Raw genomic sequence first — 17118 nt, forward strand, 5'->3', positions numbered from 1 at the left:
TTTAGGAAAGAAAAGGGGGGGAGGAGCGGTGCCCCTCCCTCGTCTTTGTTCTTTACTTATTCTTCCACTCAGGTGGCATACCGTTTACGACGTAGCCCTTATCGGATATCTTTGAGCCGTCCATAAACCACGCATAGACGTCGCCATTGACGGTGTTCTGCCAGAGGACGTCGGCCTTGCCGTCGCCGTTGTAGTCCGCCACCGCAAGCAACTGCCAGAGAGCTGGCATACCGCGGACCACAAAGCCGCCGCCGACAATCCCGGCCCCGTCCATCAGCCATAGGTAGATGTCGCCAGTGGTGGTGTTCTGCCAGAGGATGTCGGTCTTGCCGTCACCATCGAAGTCGGCAATCGCCTTTAGTTGCCAGTTGTCCGGGATGCCCAGGGAGGCGTAGTCGCCCTTTGAGATGGTTGTCCCGTCCATCAGCCAGACAAAGACGTCGCCGGTGTTGGTGTTTTGCCAGGTGATATCGGCCTTCTTGTCGCCGTTGAGGTCGGCCACGGCCCTGATCGTCCACTCCGGTCGCATACCCCGGACGATAAAGTTGCCGCTCTTAATGTCCTTGCCGTCCATCAACCACACGGCCACGTCGCCGGTTTCGGTGTTCTGCCAGAGGATGTCGGTCTTGCCGTCGCCATCGAAGTCGCCAAGGGCCCTGAACTCCCACTCCTTGGGCAGACCCTTGAGGGCATAGCCGTGGGTGGATATATGCGTCCCGTCCATGATGTACATGTAGACGTCGCCCTTGTCCTTGTGCTGCCAGATGATGTCGGCCTTGCCGTCGCCGTTAAAGTCGCCGATACCCTTGATGTCCCAGTCGGCGGTGATCCCCTTGACGACGTAATCGCCGCCGGTGATGCTGGTCTTGTTCATCAGCCAGATGAATAGATCACCCGTTGTTGTATTGCGCCACAGGGCATCGCTGTTGCCGTCGCCGTCAAAGTCGTTTTGAGGCTTCCTGGAAGAGGCAAACTCCACGCTGACGTCCTTGTTCGCGGTCATCCTGACCAGGCATTGGGTGTTGCCCATGTTGTCGTCGCATCCCGTCCAGATTGCCTTTAACCCCGCATCCGGTTTAGCAGTGATCGTGACGTCCGTGTTGAGGGCATACGAGGCCGTGCCCGTCTTGCCATCGGCGCTCCAGTTGAGGGTTCCGGGCGCTGCCGTTACAGTGCCGTTGCCGGTTCCCTTGATCGCAACAGTCAGAGTTACCGGCGTGGGGGTTGGAGTGGGTGTAGGCGTAAGAGTCGGGGTGGGTGTGGGAGTTGGTGTTGGCGTAGGTGTGGGAGTTGGTGTTGGCGTTGGAGTTGGTGTTGCTGTAGGGGTTGGAGTAGGGGTAGCTGTTGGCGTAGGAGTGGGTGTTGCAGTTGGCGTAGGTGTGGCCGTTGGTGTGGGAGTAGGCGTTGGTGTTGGGGTGGGTGTTGCAGTTGGCGTAGGTGTGGCCGTTGGTGTGGGAGTAGGCGTTGGTGTTGGGGTGGGTGTTGGTGTTGCCGTTGGTGAAACGTCCCAATAGCCCGCATCCCACGTCCTGCCGTCCCACGTGCTGACCGCCCATACCGATGACGCCATCAGCAGCGCTATCATTAATGTTAAGACAGTTCTTCTCATTCTTGTCGTCTCCTGATAGGGATCGTTGTTATTGGGTTTTTTCTTTAAGTGCCCTGACCTCTTCCTTTAGTTCCGCTATAGTCTTCTGCTGCTCCCGGGTTATCTTCTGCTGCTCTTGAACAGTCTTCTGCTGTTCCTGGACGACCTTGGTCAGGAGTGCTACCACGTCCATTGTGCTCAGACCCTTGCGATCCTTTGATGCCACCAGATCGGGGACGTCCTCGGCGATGAAGCCGATGTGTTGCTCGTCGTTGGTCTTGTATTTGAAGGAGACCGGCTCGAGTTTGTTAAACGCCAGCATTGCGTCCTCGGATGTGAGGCTCTGGATGCCCTTCTTGTACTCGCGGCTTGACGCGTTGGTCCATACGCCGCCCGTGGTTACGTAGGCGCCGCTACCCATGTGCAGGGGGTAGGAGGGGGTTACTGTGCCGATACCTACTTTCCCTGTATTTGTAATTGTGAAAAGTGCAGGATATGTATTTACTCCATCAGGATTACCATTTGCATAACCAATTCCAAACTTATCTTGAATGCAACCTGTTCCTGCTCCTGGTCCCAATATCCAGAAATGATTGTTTTGACCAATGAATCCCATTGAGGTTTCATCGCAAACACCACCATTGTAAACACTCTTAAGCCTAAATTGGGCATTAAAATAATTCCCAGATTCAATCATCACTTTTCCATTAGGGTCATAAACATGAAATTTTACGGCAGGACTATCTGTCCCAATCCCCACATTCCCACCGTTGAAATACAAATTACTCCCCGATTTATCCCAGCACCGATCCCCCAGGTAGGTGAAGTTGGCATTGACCTCACTGGACTTGGCGACCGTCCCAGACGTGAACACGTTTGGCACCGAACCAGCGTATACCGACAACGTCAGAAACAGCAGCGCAATGATTACCACGTTTGCCCCAACTACATTCTTTAAACCCTTGCTCTTAAACCTCATCTAAAGTACCTCCGAACTGCTTTGATTTTACACGCAAAATGCGTGAGCGCCCTTTGATCGTTACTCTGTTGATGAAAAAGGCCAAACAAGATAAAACAATGACGGTAGTCCAACCGGACACAAAAATACCGGGAAAAAGAAAAAAAGCTGAGGTGGTTAAGGTTACTGAAGGTGCGTTAGAGAGAGAGAGCAAGAACGGCGCCAAAATTGGGATATTCCGGCATATCAGGCGCCGTTTTATACCTCTGGCATATTAAAAAAATTGCTTTGCTAATGCTCTTTAATTCTATCATGGCTTTATCCTAAAACAAGTGTTTCAGAAAAGTCAATAGCAACTATACTTTCGCACTTTTTTTATAAACCAGCCTTTTATGCAGTTCTTAAAAATGGATTCCCGTTTTCACGGGAATGACAGTAAATGGCTATTTTGGCTGTTCTATGTCATTCCTGCGTAAGCAGGAATCCAGAAAGTGCGAAACCATAGTAGCAAAAAAAGTGCATAAGAAATTCCGGTGATTTTTGCACTTGAATTTTTTATACCAAGTATTGTACAATAAATGCCATGTATAGAAAGATAGAACTGTATAACCTGCTCAAGGACAAAATCGGGGAAGATGGGACTATTGCCATCATCGATGCAATTGACGATGTGGCCGAACATGCAAAAACCGAGATGGCGACAAAGGTCGACCTGATGGCGCTGGAAGGCTCATTAAAGGCCGACCTGATTATCCTCGAAGGCAAGATTAAAAACGACACAACGGCGTTAAGAACCGAGATGAAAAACGACTCAACGACGCTAAGAACCGAGATGAAAAACGACTCAACGGCGTTGAAGGCCGACATCGTGGCGCTGGAAAATTCGTTAAAGTCTGAATTAGTGGCGCTGGAAGGTAGGATGAAGGCTGACTCAACGGCATTGAGGACAGAGATGGCGACGTTAAGGACTGAGATGAAAAACGACTCAGCGGCGTTAAGGACTGAGATGAAGGCCGAGTCAGCGGCGTTAAGGACAGAGATGGTGGCGCTGGAAAATTCATTAAAGGCCGAAATGATGACGTTAGAGGGCAAGATTGTGGCGCTGGAAGGTAGGATAAAAGTTGAGATAGTGGCGCTAGAAGGAAGACTCAATGAGCGTATCACCACTGAAGTAGCCAAGTTAGAGCAAAAACTCTCAGAGACTAAAGCGGATATTACCAAGTGGATGTTTCTGTTCTGGATAGGACAGATAGCGGTTATGATCGTTATTCTTAGGGCGTTTGCAAAGTAGCGGTAGTTTTTTGCCCCCTTGACGCGCTGTAAAGGGTGGTTCATGTATCCATAGAAGGCATCCAATTGAGATATTCCAGGCATTTTCAGGACAGGATAAACTGCCCTGATGCAGAGTCAGTGTTTGCCTATTTAATCGAAACCCTTAAGGATACCATTCACAGGTGGGACTACTTTGTCAACTGGGGTAAAGTGCTTGAAAACGTCAGAGACATCGAGGACTCACTCAACGCCATGAATTCCCTGCTCGGCACGGATGATATTGAAGGCAGGTTTTCGGGGTTGCTGAGGACACGGCCCGCCATTGCATCGATCATCCCTGTCCTGATAGGTCTGCACCAGAGTGATTTTAAGGTTCTGAGTGACTTTAGCACCGATAAATTCTCCTATAAACAATACTCCTTTGTCTACAGGGCCATACTGACCGATGACGACATAGCGGACGTGGTTGAGTTTGCAAAGTCTGTGGGGTTGCTGGATTTTCTCAAAAACAGCAGGATATGTAACCTCGCAGATTATGTTGCCGGCGTTGAGGTTGGACTGGACTCCAACGGGAGGAAAAATCGTGGCGGCACGGAGATGGAAGACATTGTCGAGGGCTTCGTAAAGGACATCTGTCTGAGAAACGGCCTGGAATACATAAAGCAGGCAACGGCCTCAAAGATCAAAGACCGCTGGGGGGTAAGGCTGGTTGTAGACAAGTCATCAAGGATCATAGACTTTGCCCTGTACAACGGCAGCAAGCTATATGTAATAGAGGCCAACTTCTATGGCGTTGGTGGCTCAAAGCTGAAATCCACTGCCGGTGAATACAAAGCCATGCACGATTTCTGGAAACGAGCAGGTTACGGCTTTATCTGGATCACGGACGGCATGGGTTGGCGCCACACAACGCTGCCCCTGCAAGAGACGTTCAACCATATAGACTGTGTCTTGAACCTCGACATGGTCGCACACAAACTACTGGAAGACATGGTCTGCAACAACCTGTAGCGAATTGGGCAAGGTGAACTATTACAAATTAACCGTGATTTGTGTGCCAATTGTTTATTGCGCTGTTGAGTTCATCGCTCCAGCATTCACATTCTACTATATCGCGATGGTGTGATTTTATATATAACAGGACGTCTGATATACAGGCAACCTGTTCATCCGATAACAGCTCAAATCTATCGGCTTTGGGGCCGTCTGCTGACAAGTTTATGAATCTTATCAGTATGGGGGTATTGTCGGCGTCTGTTTCGTTATTCAGTGCCAGTTCAATTATCCTTGGCAAGAAGTATGCGATTGCCTCTGCTGTCATGTTCCACAGCGGTGTGTATACTGCAGTGCCAAAATCTGAACCGGATAGCGTCTCCCTGTCCAACCCCCTGAGCACAGCCTCGTGGTCATCACATTCCGGGCAATTATAGTGGATTGTATACTTTAACGGTTCGTCAAAGTCGGAGAATAATTCATACGCCCTGTTTATTAGCGTATATTTATCCATGGCCGTACTGACAACCCCTCACATTTCCACCCGAAAGGTTGAGAAGACAATGGGCCACGTGCAGATGGCGACAAATGCTGCGATCCCTGCGGCAGCCAACACCAGCCAACCCCTCTGCATTACATCCACGGTTGCGGTAAGCGATGGTATTTTCGCAAACGGTTGTACGACCCCTGAGATCAGGCCAAAGAACACGCCTATAAACAGGCTCGCATACAGGGGATAGCCCACGTAGCCATATGTCTGCTGAAGGATGTCAAATGGACAGTGGTGCGTAGGCAACTCGTAAAAATAGATCGATACAAACGATACTATCGACAGTAACGCTATGAAGAAGAATATAAACGACCCGATGGACACTATATATCTAAAGACAGGACGCCTTCGTACAATCGCCACCGTGATCAGGGCGAGCAGGAAGGTCGCCGACGCGTAAAATGCGGTCATCATCCCCATGATTGGCAGTGCGGAGAGGTCCCCTGCCACCTTTTTGCTTTCGTCGCCAAACAACGACCCACAGCACGACGTTATTATATCAGGCTCAAGTCCCAGAAAATAGCGCATCAGCAACACGCCGTTGATTACGATAACGGGCGTTATACAGAGCAACAGCCTGTACTTGGTCTTGATCAGCGGATAGTCCTCTGCCCTGTTGTCTATGTAGTTGATGGCAATCCAGGAGGCAGAGAGAAAGAACAGCACAATCTTCAGGTACAGGACGTACCATCCCACGTCGTTGGCATTGAGCGAGCCGGTGGCACACATGGCCCCAACAAAGACGATGTGTACGGAGTCCAGGGTGTATATGTACAGGAATACCGACAGCACTTCGTAGAGCATAACGTAGGTCATCAGCGTGGAGATCAGGTAGGTGCGCCGTTCAAGTTGCAACTGTCCTTCCGAGGAACTGTTGATATTCCAGCGTCTTAGGAGCGTTCCTCCCAGTGCAGAGGCATACAGTGACATTGCCATAACCAGTCCTTCCCCGATAAAGAGGGCAATGGCCCCCGGATGAAGGATCACGGCTGTACCGCGTGGTGAGACAAGCCGGAGTTCATCAGGCTTAGTGTCAGGGCCAATAGTAACATCAGCGGTTTGTTGGTATGCAAAAGCCGGTTATGTGTAGTCATTGTTCCCTCTTTTTAGCGCTGATTAAAACTTATTTACTGTGGCATATCTGAGCATGTTAAGTCAAGGTATTTTTTCGACGGGTGCATAAAAAAGGTAGCACCACAATTAACCGTGGATGCAATGTCACCAGGAACCCCTGTCCATCTTTAGATACATTGCCACCTTTGAACCATTATGTTATGATAATCGCACAACATAGCTGTAACAATGCTTTTGCATTACATGCAATAATAAAACATAAGGAGAAGACACATGGCCGACACAGACAGTGTAAAGGAAGGAAAGCTGTTCTATACCGACGTCCCCGCCAAGAGCGAGGCGTATTTCCTGAAGGGTTCAAATTCCCTTGACTGGGGGATGAAGAACAGGTTATCGAACATCTTTAATCCGACATCGGGCAAGACCGTGATGCTTGCCATTGACCACGGATATTTCCAGGGGCCTACGACGGGGCTTGAGCGCGTGGATATAAACATCCTGCCGCTGTTGCCCTACACCGACACCCTCATGCTGACCCGTGGGATACTGCGCACAACCGTCCCCCCGACCTACACCAAGGGGATCGTGATGCGTGCCAGTGGGGGGCCAAGCATCCTCAAGGAACTCTCCAACGAGGAGATAGCCGTTGACATCGAAGACGCAATCCGCCTTAACGTGGCGGCAATGGCCGTCCAGGTATTTATCGGCGGGGAGTACGAAACGAAATCGATCCACAACATGACCCGGCTGGTTGACATGGGCAACCGTTACGGGATACCGACCCTTGCCGTGACCGCCGTGGGCAAGGAGCTGGTCAGGGATGCCAGGTACCTGCGTCTGGCCTGCAGGATATGTGCGGAGCTTGGTGCCACATACGTCAAGACCTACTATGTGCCGGAGGGGTTTGACACGGTGACGGCCTCCTGCCCCGTGCCGGTTGTTATGGCCGGTGGGAAGAAGCTCCCCGAACTCGATGCCCTGCGGATGTCCTATAACGCCGTACAGCAGGGCGCTTTTGGGGTTGACATGGGGCGCAACATATTCCAGTCAGACGACCCAATTGCCATGATCCAGGCAGTGCGCAAGGTAGTCCACGAGGGCGTCACCCCCGAGGAGGCCTACGAGTTCTACAACACACACAAGAATGCCAAGGCCTGATGATAAACAGATGGTCTGCCAAAAAGTCTGATACTGAAGCGCCTCCTGTTGGTGACCTCGAACAAAGGGTGTATTCAGGCAGGCTCATCGGGGCAGAGAGCCGGCTTGTCCTGCATGGCGGTGGCAACACTTCCGTCAAAACGACACACACGGACATTCTTGGACAGCAGATACCCGTTATCTACGTCAAGGCCTCCGGGGCCGACATGGCCACAGCGGCAGAGGAGGGATACGTTGGGCTGAGGCTTGAGTATCTGCAACGATTGAGTGTCCTGAAGGCTATGTCAGACCAGGAGATGATAACCGAAATCAGGACACAGATGCTCGATTATCGTTGTCCAAACCCATCGCTTGAGACCCTCATGCACGTCTTCGTCCCGTTTAAGTACGTTGACCATACCCACCCGGATGCAATCCTGACCCTAACCAATCAGACAAACGCCCAAACACACATAAGAAACGCCCTGGGCCAGGTGCGACCTGGAGCGATAAATAACAACGACATCGTCATACTCGACTACATAACGCCCGGCTTTAAGCTGGCCAAGGCAGTGTATGAGGTGTTTTCGGACAATCCGGGCTGTCGTGCGATTGTGCTCATGTATCATGGGTTGATAACCTGCGGGGAGAGCGCTCGAGAGTCCTACGACCTGACCATAGAGCTGGTCAGCAGGGCAGAGAGGTACATCGAATCTGCTCAGAAGTCCCGGGTCAGTGTTACACCTGCCACAACGGTCTCAGAGGCCAGGCAGCGATACAGAACAATTGCCCCCATTGTCAGGGGGATGCTTGCCTCAAAAACGGAGGATTCCTGTCAGCGGGTGATACTCAACCACCTTGCAACCGATGAGACCCTTGCATTTGTCGAGTCAGCGCATGGCAGGGAGGTTGCCCTCACACCACCAATCACCACGGACTATCTTATCAGGACAAAGGCCTTCCCCCTGTGGCTGGACTACACCGATTTCGACAACATGGCCGGACAGCTTGCCGATGCACTCTCACGCTACCGGCAACAGTACGATGCCTACATTGGACGTCACAGGATGCAGGATGGCCTCAGCGCCTTTGATTCCCTACCCCGTGTGATATTCATCCCCGGGATCGGTGCCATATGTGCCGGCAAGGATGCCAGGGCTGCACGGATTGCTGCCGATATTACAGCGCAGTCCGTGGCGGTAAAGGGTGCCATCGCTGCAATGGGCACCTATCAGGCCATTGAGGAATCCGATCTGTTTACGATGGAGTACCGGGACTATCAGCACGCCAAGGTGGCTACAACGTCAGAACTACCCCTGTGTCACCACGTGGCCCTTGTAACCGGGGCGGCAGGGGCCATTGGCAGTGCCATCTGTCGCGGTTTATTGGAGCAGGGCGCTCACGTGGCCGTTACCGACCTGCCGGGTGAGGCGTTGGACTCCCTGGTTGGGCAGTTAAAGGCGGTCTGCGGCGATGACCGTGTGTTGGGCGTCCCGCTCGATGTCACGGATGCCGATTCCGTCAGGGAGGCGTTTGCTGAGGCGGTTGGTATGTGGGGCGGCGTTGATTTACTGATCCCAAATGCAGGGATCGCTATGGTCTCCACGCTTGAGAACATGTCTCTTGAGGCATTCCGCAAGGTGCAACGGGTTAACGTTGACGGTACGCTCAACGTTCTCGGTGAGGCGGCCAGGCTCTTCAGGCTCCAGGGCAGCGGCGGGGATATTGTCATGGTCTCAACCAAGAACGTCTTTGCCCCTGGCGCCGGATTTGGAGCGTACAGTGCGTCCAAGGCGGCGGCCCATCAGTTGGCCAGGATTGCGTCGCTGGAGCTGGCCGCAATTGACGTGCGTGTCAACATGGTTGCTCCGGATGCGGTGTTTTCCGATGGCGCTCGGAAGTCCGGTCTCTGGGCGGAGGTCGGTCCCGACCGGATGAGGGCACGCGGCCTTGATGAGAAGGGGCTTGAGGATTATTATGTCAGTCGTAATCTGTTAAAGGCGTCGATAAAGGCCAGTCACGTAGCCAGGGCGGTCTTGTTCTTCGCAACACGCCAGACACCAACCACAGGGGCCACAATTCCCGTTGATGGTGGCCTGCCTGACGCTACTCCAAGGTAGAAAAGAATAAGAAAGAAGGGGGCGGCTCCGCCCCCCCTTCAGATCCCCCCTGCAAGGGGAGGGGCGAGGCGCAATCTTGTCGCAGCGGGTCGCACCCGCCCCGGCGGAAAGAAGTCCCCTTGACCCCGTAATTTTTCAATCCTAAGCTAACTAAAATATTTGCTTGGCTTTTACGGTATATCTACCGTCATGCAGAGGTCTTATGTTAGCACATATGTATAAAGCAATGGATTTTCTATATGAAAATAGCGAAGAGATAGAGAAAGCAGTATTCTTCCGCACCGCTAACCTGTTTAATACTGATGTTGACCTCATATTTTATGACACTACGACAGTTTCATTCTCTATTGACTACGAAGATGATGACAGTGGTTTGAGGAAGTACGGTAAGTCCAAAGATGGTGGATGGTCTCCTCAAGTTGTTGTGGCTTTGGCTGTAACAAGAGAAGGGTTGCCAGTAAGAAGTTGGGTATTTCCAGGTAACACAGCGGATGTAAAAACGGTAGAACAAGTAAAATCAGACCTCAAAGGGTGGAAACTTGGAAGGGCTTTATTTGTGGCTGATGCAGGCATGAACTCAGAGGACTGTATCTACTCAAAAAAAACCAAATATTAGAATGTCCAATTCATTTATGGAAGCCGCTTTTGGCGTGAGAACAAATCAGCCCTGGATGTTGTCTGAGTCTACGCACAAAATATCTGAAAATATGTTAAAATATAAAGTATGAGATTTGTTGACGTAAAAAGTGATATAGCCTTTAAGAGGATATTTGGCAACGAAAACAGGAAAGAGATACTGATATCTTTTTTAAACGCTGTACTGGCGCTTAGTGGGGATCGAGAGATCGGTGACATAGAGATACTCAATCCCTATCAGGTGCCAAAGATAGAGGGTTTGAAGGAGACCGTACTGGATATCAGGGCGGTAGACAAGAGGGATGTGACATTTATTGTGGAGATACAGATTCAAAAGAAAAAGGGATTTGAAAAACGAGTATTATATTATACAAGCAAAGCATATATAGATCAGTTGGGAAGGGGAGAGGATTATCCCAGTCTGAAACCGGTGATATATATAGGAATAGTGGATTTTAAGGTATTCAATGGCGATAATTATTTGACAAGACATCTGATACTGGACACTGATACATTTGAGCAGAAACTAAAGGATTTTGAGTTTAACTTTATCGAACTGCCCAAGTTCAAAAAGAGAGAAGACGAGATAGAGACCATAATAGAGAAGTGGATATATTTCATAAAAAATGCGTACTCACTGGAAATGATGCCTAAGAGTGCCGATTTCGTTGAGATAAAGGATGCCTATGAGATAGCCAATGCGAGTACGTGGAGCAGGAAAGAATTTGAGGTTTATGAATATTGGCAGATGAGATTACAGGATGAGAGAGGCGCTCTTGAAAATTCGTTTGATGAAGGTCTTGCAGAAGGACAACGCAAGGGGTTGATCGAGGGGGTAGAAGGGATGCTTGAGATCAAGTACCCAGACGAGGCAGCCGCGCTTATGGACAGAGTCAGAACCCTTGAAAGTGTAGAACAATTGCAGGCATTTAAATCGCTGTTAAGGAAGTCTGCCTCTGTGGATGCCCTGTGGGTACATCTCAAAGGGGCACATAGTCCAGGAGGCTAACATAGAGAACACCTTTTCGGTACGTGAGCACTTAGGACAGACCCTCGCCGGGTACGAGTATCGACCACAGCAGGAGGCAATGGCCAATGCGGTGATGGCCGCATTGCAGAACAAAACAAACCTCTTGGTTGAGGCCGGCACCGGCGTAGGTAAGAGCCTTGCATATCTGCTAGCGGCAATCCTGTGGATAAAACAGGACGATACAAGAAAGGTCGTGGTATCCACCTACACCAAGGCACTCCAACGACAATTGTACGACAGGGACCTACCGTTTTTGAAGCAAAAACTCTTCCCCGACATCACCTATGCCCTGTGCCTGGGCAGTGAGAATTACCTTTGTCTGAGGCGTCTGCATCAGACACGACAGTTTGGGCTGTTTGATGTGGGTGAGACTAAGGCATTTGCTGACCTTCTGCTTTGGGCTAATGTTGCCGTAAAGGGTATCAGGTCAGAGATCGGGGTGGATTCAAACCTCTGGGGCAAGGTTGACAGGGAGTCTGACCTCTGCTACGGTAAGTCATGCAAGACATACAGGGAGTGCTTCTATCAAAAGGCCAAGGCCATAGAGCGCAAGTCAAACATCCTGGTGGTCAATCACCACTTGTTCTTTGCCAATGTCTCTGCCGGTGGCAAGGTGTTGCCCAAGTTTGATGCGGTCATCTTTGATGAGGCACACGAGCTTGAAGACGTCGCCGCAAGTTATCTCGGACATGACGTCTCTAACACAAAGATTAATCACCTGCTTGACACGGTGTTAAGCATCAACGGTAAGGGACTCCTGACACGCCTTAAAGACATAGACAAACTGTTATACAACGATATTATTTCGGCCATGCAGACCGTGCGAAATGGTTCCGACCAGTTCTTCTTCGCTATAGCCGACCTCTTTGGTAAAGACAACACCCTCAGGATAAAACAGCACTACTGCGTCCAGGACACTGTTTCGGAACCTCTGGCAACACTGCAAGACCTCCTCAACGACTTGGCCGAGGCCTCCAAGGAAGATGAATCATACAACGAAGTCCTGGCACTGGTGGGACGGTGTGCCGAACTGAGGCACTCCATTGAGCTGTTTCTCACCCGGGGGGTTGAGGATGCCGTCTACCATGCAGAACGCGCCAAGATTCGGATACAGGTGGTTGTAACGCCTGTCAATATTGCACAAAGACTCAGAGATTCGGTCTTTAGCACCATAGACACCTCCATACTGACCTCGGCGACGTTATCGCTAAACGGGGATTTCTCCTACATCAAGGACAGACTCTCTCCGTGTCCCTGCGACGAACTCCTGCTTGACTCGCCATTTGACTATAGAAAACAGGCGCTGTTATACGTCCCCTCCGACATGCCCAACCCACGCAATGAGGGCTTCACCGATGCCGCAATCAAGAGCGTTACGGAAATCCTGGACATTACAAAGGGGCAGACGATGGTGCTCTTTACCAGCTATAGGTTGTTAAACCAGGTGGCCGACGCCATCGACTTAGACCTGACCATACTCAGACAGGGTGAGATGGATAATTACAGATTGATTGAAACCTTTAAGGATACGGACAACGCTGTGCTCTTTGGCACCTATACGTTCTGGCAGGGCGTAGATTTCCCCGGAAATGAACTCAGATGCGTGGTAATTGCCAAGCTGCCATTTGCCGTCCCAACGGAGCCGGTGCTGGAGGGCAGGATGGAGTATATAGTCAAGTGCGGCGGTGACCCATTCTACGATTACCAGGTACCACGGGCAATCCTAACTCTCAGGCAGGGCTTTGGCAGGCTTATAAGAACAAAAACCGATACGGGGGTAGTAGCCATCCTTGACTCCAGACTCAAGACAATGACATACGGAAGGATGTTTCTGGCATCCCTGCCAAACGCTACACTAACAGCTAATATAGGAGATGTCCGGAAATTTTATCGCTCCACTAAACCCTGAACGTATCCTCTTTATATTTCATGGTATACTGAGCAAGGTGATATTTTGGTATCCTCATTTATATTCCACGGTAACTATACTTTTACGCACCATGGATTCCTGGTCAAGCCAGGAATGACACACTTGAAAAACAACTATAACTGTCATTCCTGCGCAAGCAGGAATCCATGCCTTTTAATCGGGAAATAAAGTTTACCCTGCTTTTTTAAGAGGATACTAAATTTGCTATAATAAAAGTATGAATGACTGGTCTGCAATGTCCTTGCAGTTTGGCAAGCTGTTGCTGGCTGCCGTGTTGGGTGGCATTATTGGGTTTGAGCGTGAGTCGCATGGGCAGGCTGCGGGGTTTCGCACCTACCTGGTGGTTTCAACGGGGGCATGTCTGATGATGCTCCTTTCGCTTCAGATTGAGGCGATATATCACAGCTTCGACGTCAGCCATTCAGTGGTTCGGCTTGATCCGGGGCGAATTGCCTCCTATGCAATTGCCGGGATGGGGTTTCTTGGCTCCGGGGCGATCATCAAAGGGAAGGGGTCGGTGCGTGGATTAACCACCGCCGCTGGACTCTGGATCGCAACCGGTATCGGTTTGTCCATTGGGGCGGGGCTGATATACCAGACGCTGTTTGCCACATGCGTGATCCTTGTTGCCCTGTACTGGGTGCATCCCATCAGAAAACTCACACCACACAGACTCTACAGCATGGTAACGGTCAAGTTTGCACAAGAGGAAGATGCCCTAGTCAAACTCAGGTCGGTACTTGACGAGTTCCCATCCGTAGTAGTCCAGAATTATAGCTACGAGTTTGAGGTTGCTTCGCAGGTGGCCACATACCGCATACGCATCTACAGCACCAGCGACAAGGATTGGTCCGAGGTTGTAAACAGATTCCTGCTAATCAAGACTGTCAAATGGGTCAGTTGGACGGAGAGCGACGTCCCCTGATGTTGAATATAAATTCACACACGATTAAGCTAACCACAGGCGAATTAACCGTCAAGGCAGACAATGAACTGCTCAGACTAGCTGGGTTTGGTTCACGGGCAAACGAAAAACGTGGCTTTGTCTTTGTCAGCAAGGTACTTGGCAAACACGTTGCCGTTGTGCCATCTGCAATGGATGCTGTTGCCACGACGCTGGCTAACTTGGCAAGGGCGGAGATCGCACCATCGGGGCCGGTTGTAGTCATTGGTTTTGCAGAGACGGCAACCGGTCTGGGAAACTGCATCTACGAGCGTCTGGAGACAGCGCAGTCGTTTTACATACACACCACACGCTATAAGCTATCATCACCTATGCTGCTGGAGTTCAGCGAGGAGCACTGCCATGCGCCGTCACACTATCTGTACGCCGTAAGGGATGAAGCCCTGAAAAACATCCTGCGCACTGCTGAGACCGTCGTCCTCGTAGATGACGAAATAACCACGGGAAACACCATCCGAAACATCGTGCTGCGCCTGCGGGAAACCCTGCCACGGGTAAAGAGATACGTTGTGGCCTCGTACCTCAATTGGATGCGTGAACCGATAAATGGTATAACATTTGTGAGTCTTATAAGTGGAGAGGTGCATTTCAGAAAGGGCAATGTGTCTGTTGCGCATGACTTCACGTCGGTATGCCGCCACGACGGCTACATGGACGCCGTGGTGCCACACAACTTTGGACGCTTCGGGGTCAGGAGGATGACCATTGATGGTGGCGCAGTCATTGCTCCGGTGCAGTGGGCGGCAGGGGCAAGGGTGCTGGTACTTGGAACGGGGGAGTTTATGTACGTGCCATTTTTGTTGGCCAGGTGGCTTGAACAAAGCGGCGTTGACGTGTATTATCAGTCAACCACGCGCTCGCCGCTCAACGTCGATGGCGACATAAAAAGCGCCATCCGCTTTAAGGATAACTATGGCGAGGACATCGATAACTTCCTGTACAACGTTACCCCCGGCATGTACGATGTCATCCTTATATGTTACGAAACCCCGACAATTGCCGACAATCACGCATTGAGCGACATCCTCCGTGGATACGCACCAGAGGTCAGGGAGGTCTTTATCACACCAGGAGACAATAACACCTCAGGGCAATCGCATTTGACCGTAAGAGAAAAGAAAGGGGCGGTTTGTGGCAGGGGTGCCTCACCCCCTCCGCCCCCCTTCAGAACCCCCCGCAAGGGGTCACGGACCCCTTGACCCCATCCTGCGCAAGCTGAGATTCTGAGTTATGCTTACCATGCTTTTTTAAGAGGATACCCACAGCCTGCCCTTGGCTCGAACAGGGGGACATGTTTCGCAGCAATGACAGTTACAGGCGTTTTCCAATTGTGTCATTCTTGGCTTGACCAAGAATCCAAGATGCGTAACAGTATATTTACCATGAAATATAAACATGAAATATACAGAGGATACGAGGATACAATGGTAGTCCCGCAGTGATAGTGATAGTGCCATCCCCCTCCCTTGATGGGAGGGATTAGGGGAGGGTGGAGGGCGGGGGAGAGTTCTCCTGGTTTGTATTTATCTCATCGAAGTTGAGTATGTCGAGGTACTCCCATTGTCTGTATGCAACGACATAGAGGCCTTGTATGGTCGCGAATCTGGTAATTTCATCCTCAACGACGACACTGGCAAGCATGGGGATTATCTGTCTGCCTTTGCACTCGTCAAAAAAGATCGGCAGTGTTTCTACCTTGGCCAGTATCTTAGTGACATCTCGTTCATCCGGTTTGGATTTTACCTCTATAACAAAGACCCTGTCCTGACATGTGAGCATTATATCAACCTCACAATTCTTGCCTCCTATTCTTTTATTGTATCTCAGACAAAAAGAGGTAGGATCGCATTTAAAGTATTGTTTTATCAGGGCAATTGCACCAGGGGCGATTATGTCTTCAACGAGCGTGCCCAGTTGCTTGGCAATTTCAGCCCTTTGCTGTCGGGCTCCTTTCGCTATCTCCGCCATCTCTTTACGAAAGGCCTCATGATCCTCTTTGTCCTTCCGATCTCGCTCTTCTTGCCTCCGGTCGCGCTCGGCAGCCTCACGTTTAATCTCCGCTACCTCTTCCTTGTACTTCCGGTCGCTCTCTTCTTGTCTGCGGTCGCGTTCTTCTTTTTCTTCCTTGTACTTCCGGTCGCTCTCGGCGGCCTCGCGTTTAATCTCCGCTACCTCTTCCTTGTACTTCCGGTCGTTTTCGGCAGCCTCACGTTTAATCTCCGCTACCTCTTCCTTGTACTTCCGGTCGTTTTCGGCAGCCTTGCGTTTAATCTCCGCTACCTCTTCCTTGTACTTCCGGTCGCTCTCTTCTTGTCTGCGGTCGCGCTCTTCTTGCTTCCGGTCGCGCTCCGCTTGTTCTTCCTTGTACTTCCGGTCGCGCTCGGCGGCCTCACGCTTGAGCTCGGCAGCCTCGATTTTCAGCTCCCTGCAAACCTCGTAAAACTCCGCCCTGGCAACCTCTAACCTGTCAACCCGTGATTCCAATAACATCTGCATCGCTTTTACCTCTCTGTACTTTTATATCTCTCTCTGCTACTACGATAACATATCTGACACCCATTTGACAACCGGCCGAGGCCGAGGGGGGGGTTGACATTTGTATCTGCCCTCGTGATACAATAACGTATGAGAGGATGTGAGACATATAATTTTGGTCGTCAGGCGATCTGGCATCCCTCTTGCATGCACGCACAAATATAACACATCTTTAATAGCTTCCCTAAAAGAAAGCAAACAACTTAACGGCTTGTCTATACCCTATACCGCCGAGGGGGGAGGTGTTGCGTATGGATAAATAGCGGGATAGCCATTTTTTCTACATTGCGCGTCAGTCGTTAATTTAATCCGCTTATGTTGTGCGAATAAG

At 50.6% G+C, this 17118-nt stretch carries 14 protein-coding genes and 1 pseudogene; 10 read left to right on the plus strand and 5 right to left on the minus strand.

Annotation, left to right across the window (positions count from 1 at the left end; all coding sequences use genetic code 11):
* Positions 1-52: 52 nt before the first annotated feature.
* Positions 53-1609, minus strand: coding sequence for an FG-GAP repeat domain-containing protein (locus Mcas_RS17310; RefSeq protein WP_081853516.1), 1557 nt, complete (start codon positions 1607-1609; stop codon positions 53-55).
* A 28-nt stretch (positions 1610-1637) separates the two neighbouring features.
* Entirely contained in the window at positions 1638-2567 is a 930-nt protein-coding gene (locus Mcas_RS01490) for a tail fiber domain-containing protein (RefSeq protein ID WP_040333624.1), read from the minus strand.
* Between the two features lie 98 nt (positions 2568-2665).
* On the opposite strand from Mcas_RS01490, the gene Mcas_RS01495 reads away from it, so the two are divergent.
* The 3 genes from Mcas_RS01495 to Mcas_RS01505 all read left to right on the plus strand — a co-directional run bounded on the left by Mcas_RS01495 (position 2666) and on the right by Mcas_RS01505 (position 4829).
* A complete protein-coding gene (locus tag Mcas_RS01495; RefSeq protein WP_156032997.1) occupies positions 2666-2824 on the plus strand; it encodes a hypothetical protein in 159 nt (52 codons plus the stop codon).
* A 305-nt stretch (positions 2825-3129) separates the two neighbouring features.
* Positions 3130-3837, plus strand: a complete 708-nt coding sequence (locus Mcas_RS01500) for a coiled-coil domain-containing protein (protein ID WP_040333627.1) — start codon at positions 3130-3132, stop codon at positions 3835-3837.
* Positions 3838-3956: 119 nt separating this feature from the next.
* The gene (locus Mcas_RS01505; RefSeq protein WP_200873607.1) at positions 3957-4829 is read left to right on the plus strand and encodes a type II restriction endonuclease; all 873 of its coding nucleotides are present in this window, start codon (positions 3957-3959) and stop codon (positions 4827-4829) included.
* A 28-nt stretch (positions 4830-4857) separates the two neighbouring features.
* Here Mcas_RS01505 and Mcas_RS01510 read toward each other — a convergent pair whose 3' ends face one another.
* Together Mcas_RS01510 and Mcas_RS01515 are read right to left on the minus strand one after the other, a co-directional pair.
* Complete coding sequence (locus Mcas_RS01510; protein ID WP_040333629.1) at positions 4858-5325, minus strand: hypothetical protein; 468 nt, start codon at positions 5323-5325, stop codon at positions 4858-4860.
* An 18-nt stretch (positions 5326-5343) separates the two neighbouring features.
* The gene (locus Mcas_RS01515; RefSeq protein ID WP_156032999.1) at positions 5344-6297 is read right to left on the minus strand and encodes a hypothetical protein; all 954 of its coding nucleotides are present in this window, start codon (positions 6295-6297) and stop codon (positions 5344-5346) included.
* A 411-nt stretch (positions 6298-6708) separates the two neighbouring features.
* Between Mcas_RS01515 and lsrF the strand changes: the two genes are divergently transcribed.
* From lsrF to Mcas_RS01550, 7 genes and pseudogenes are all read left to right on the plus strand, one after another.
* On the plus strand, positions 6709-7593 hold the full coding sequence (gene lsrF / locus Mcas_RS01520; RefSeq protein WP_040333631.1) for a 3-hydroxy-5-phosphonooxypentane-2,4-dione thiolase: 885 nt from the start codon (positions 6709-6711) through the stop codon (positions 7591-7593).
* Positions 7593-9692: a bifunctional aldolase/short-chain dehydrogenase gene (locus Mcas_RS01525; protein ID WP_040333632.1), complete on the plus strand. Its 2100-nt coding sequence runs from the start codon at positions 7593-7595 to the stop codon at positions 9690-9692. Before lsrF ends, Mcas_RS01525 begins: the two co-directional genes overlap by 1 nt.
* A gap of 175 nt (positions 9693-9867) precedes the next feature.
* Positions 9868-10272 (plus strand): annotated as a pseudogene (locus Mcas_RS01530) (IS1634 family transposase); the annotation flags it as partial.
* A gap of 144 nt (positions 10273-10416) precedes the next feature.
* Positions 10417-11337 carry an Rpn family recombination-promoting nuclease/putative transposase gene (locus Mcas_RS01535; RefSeq protein ID WP_052566683.1) on the plus strand — a complete coding sequence of 307 codons (921 nt, stop codon included), beginning with the start codon at positions 10417-10419 and terminating at the stop codon, positions 11335-11337.
* Positions 11291-13267: an ATP-dependent DNA helicase gene (locus tag Mcas_RS01540; protein WP_081853517.1), complete on the plus strand. Its 1977-nt coding sequence runs from the start codon at positions 11291-11293 to the stop codon at positions 13265-13267. Before Mcas_RS01535 ends, Mcas_RS01540 begins: the two co-directional genes overlap by 47 nt.
* 238 nt (positions 13268-13505) lie before the next feature.
* Positions 13506-14213 (plus strand): MgtC/SapB family protein, encoded by a 708-nt coding sequence (locus tag Mcas_RS01545; RefSeq protein WP_040333634.1) that lies wholly within the window; start codon positions 13506-13508, stop codon positions 14211-14213.
* Positions 14213-15451, plus strand: coding sequence for a phosphoribosyltransferase family protein (locus Mcas_RS01550; RefSeq protein WP_052566685.1), 1239 nt, complete (start codon positions 14213-14215; stop codon positions 15449-15451). The genes Mcas_RS01545 and Mcas_RS01550 overlap by 1 nt, the downstream gene beginning before the upstream one ends.
* Before the next feature lie 280 nt (positions 15452-15731).
* Here Mcas_RS01550 and Mcas_RS01555 read toward each other — a convergent pair whose 3' ends face one another.
* A complete protein-coding gene (locus Mcas_RS01555; RefSeq protein WP_040333635.1) occupies positions 15732-16748 on the minus strand; it encodes a hypothetical protein in 1017 nt (338 codons plus the stop codon).
* Positions 16749-17118 lie beyond the last annotated feature (370 nt).

The sequence above is a fragment of the Candidatus Magnetobacterium casense genome, assembly GCF_000714715.1.
GTDB classification, from domain to species: Bacteria; Nitrospirota; Thermodesulfovibrionia; order Thermodesulfovibrionales; family Magnetobacteriaceae; genus Magnetobacterium; species Magnetobacterium casense.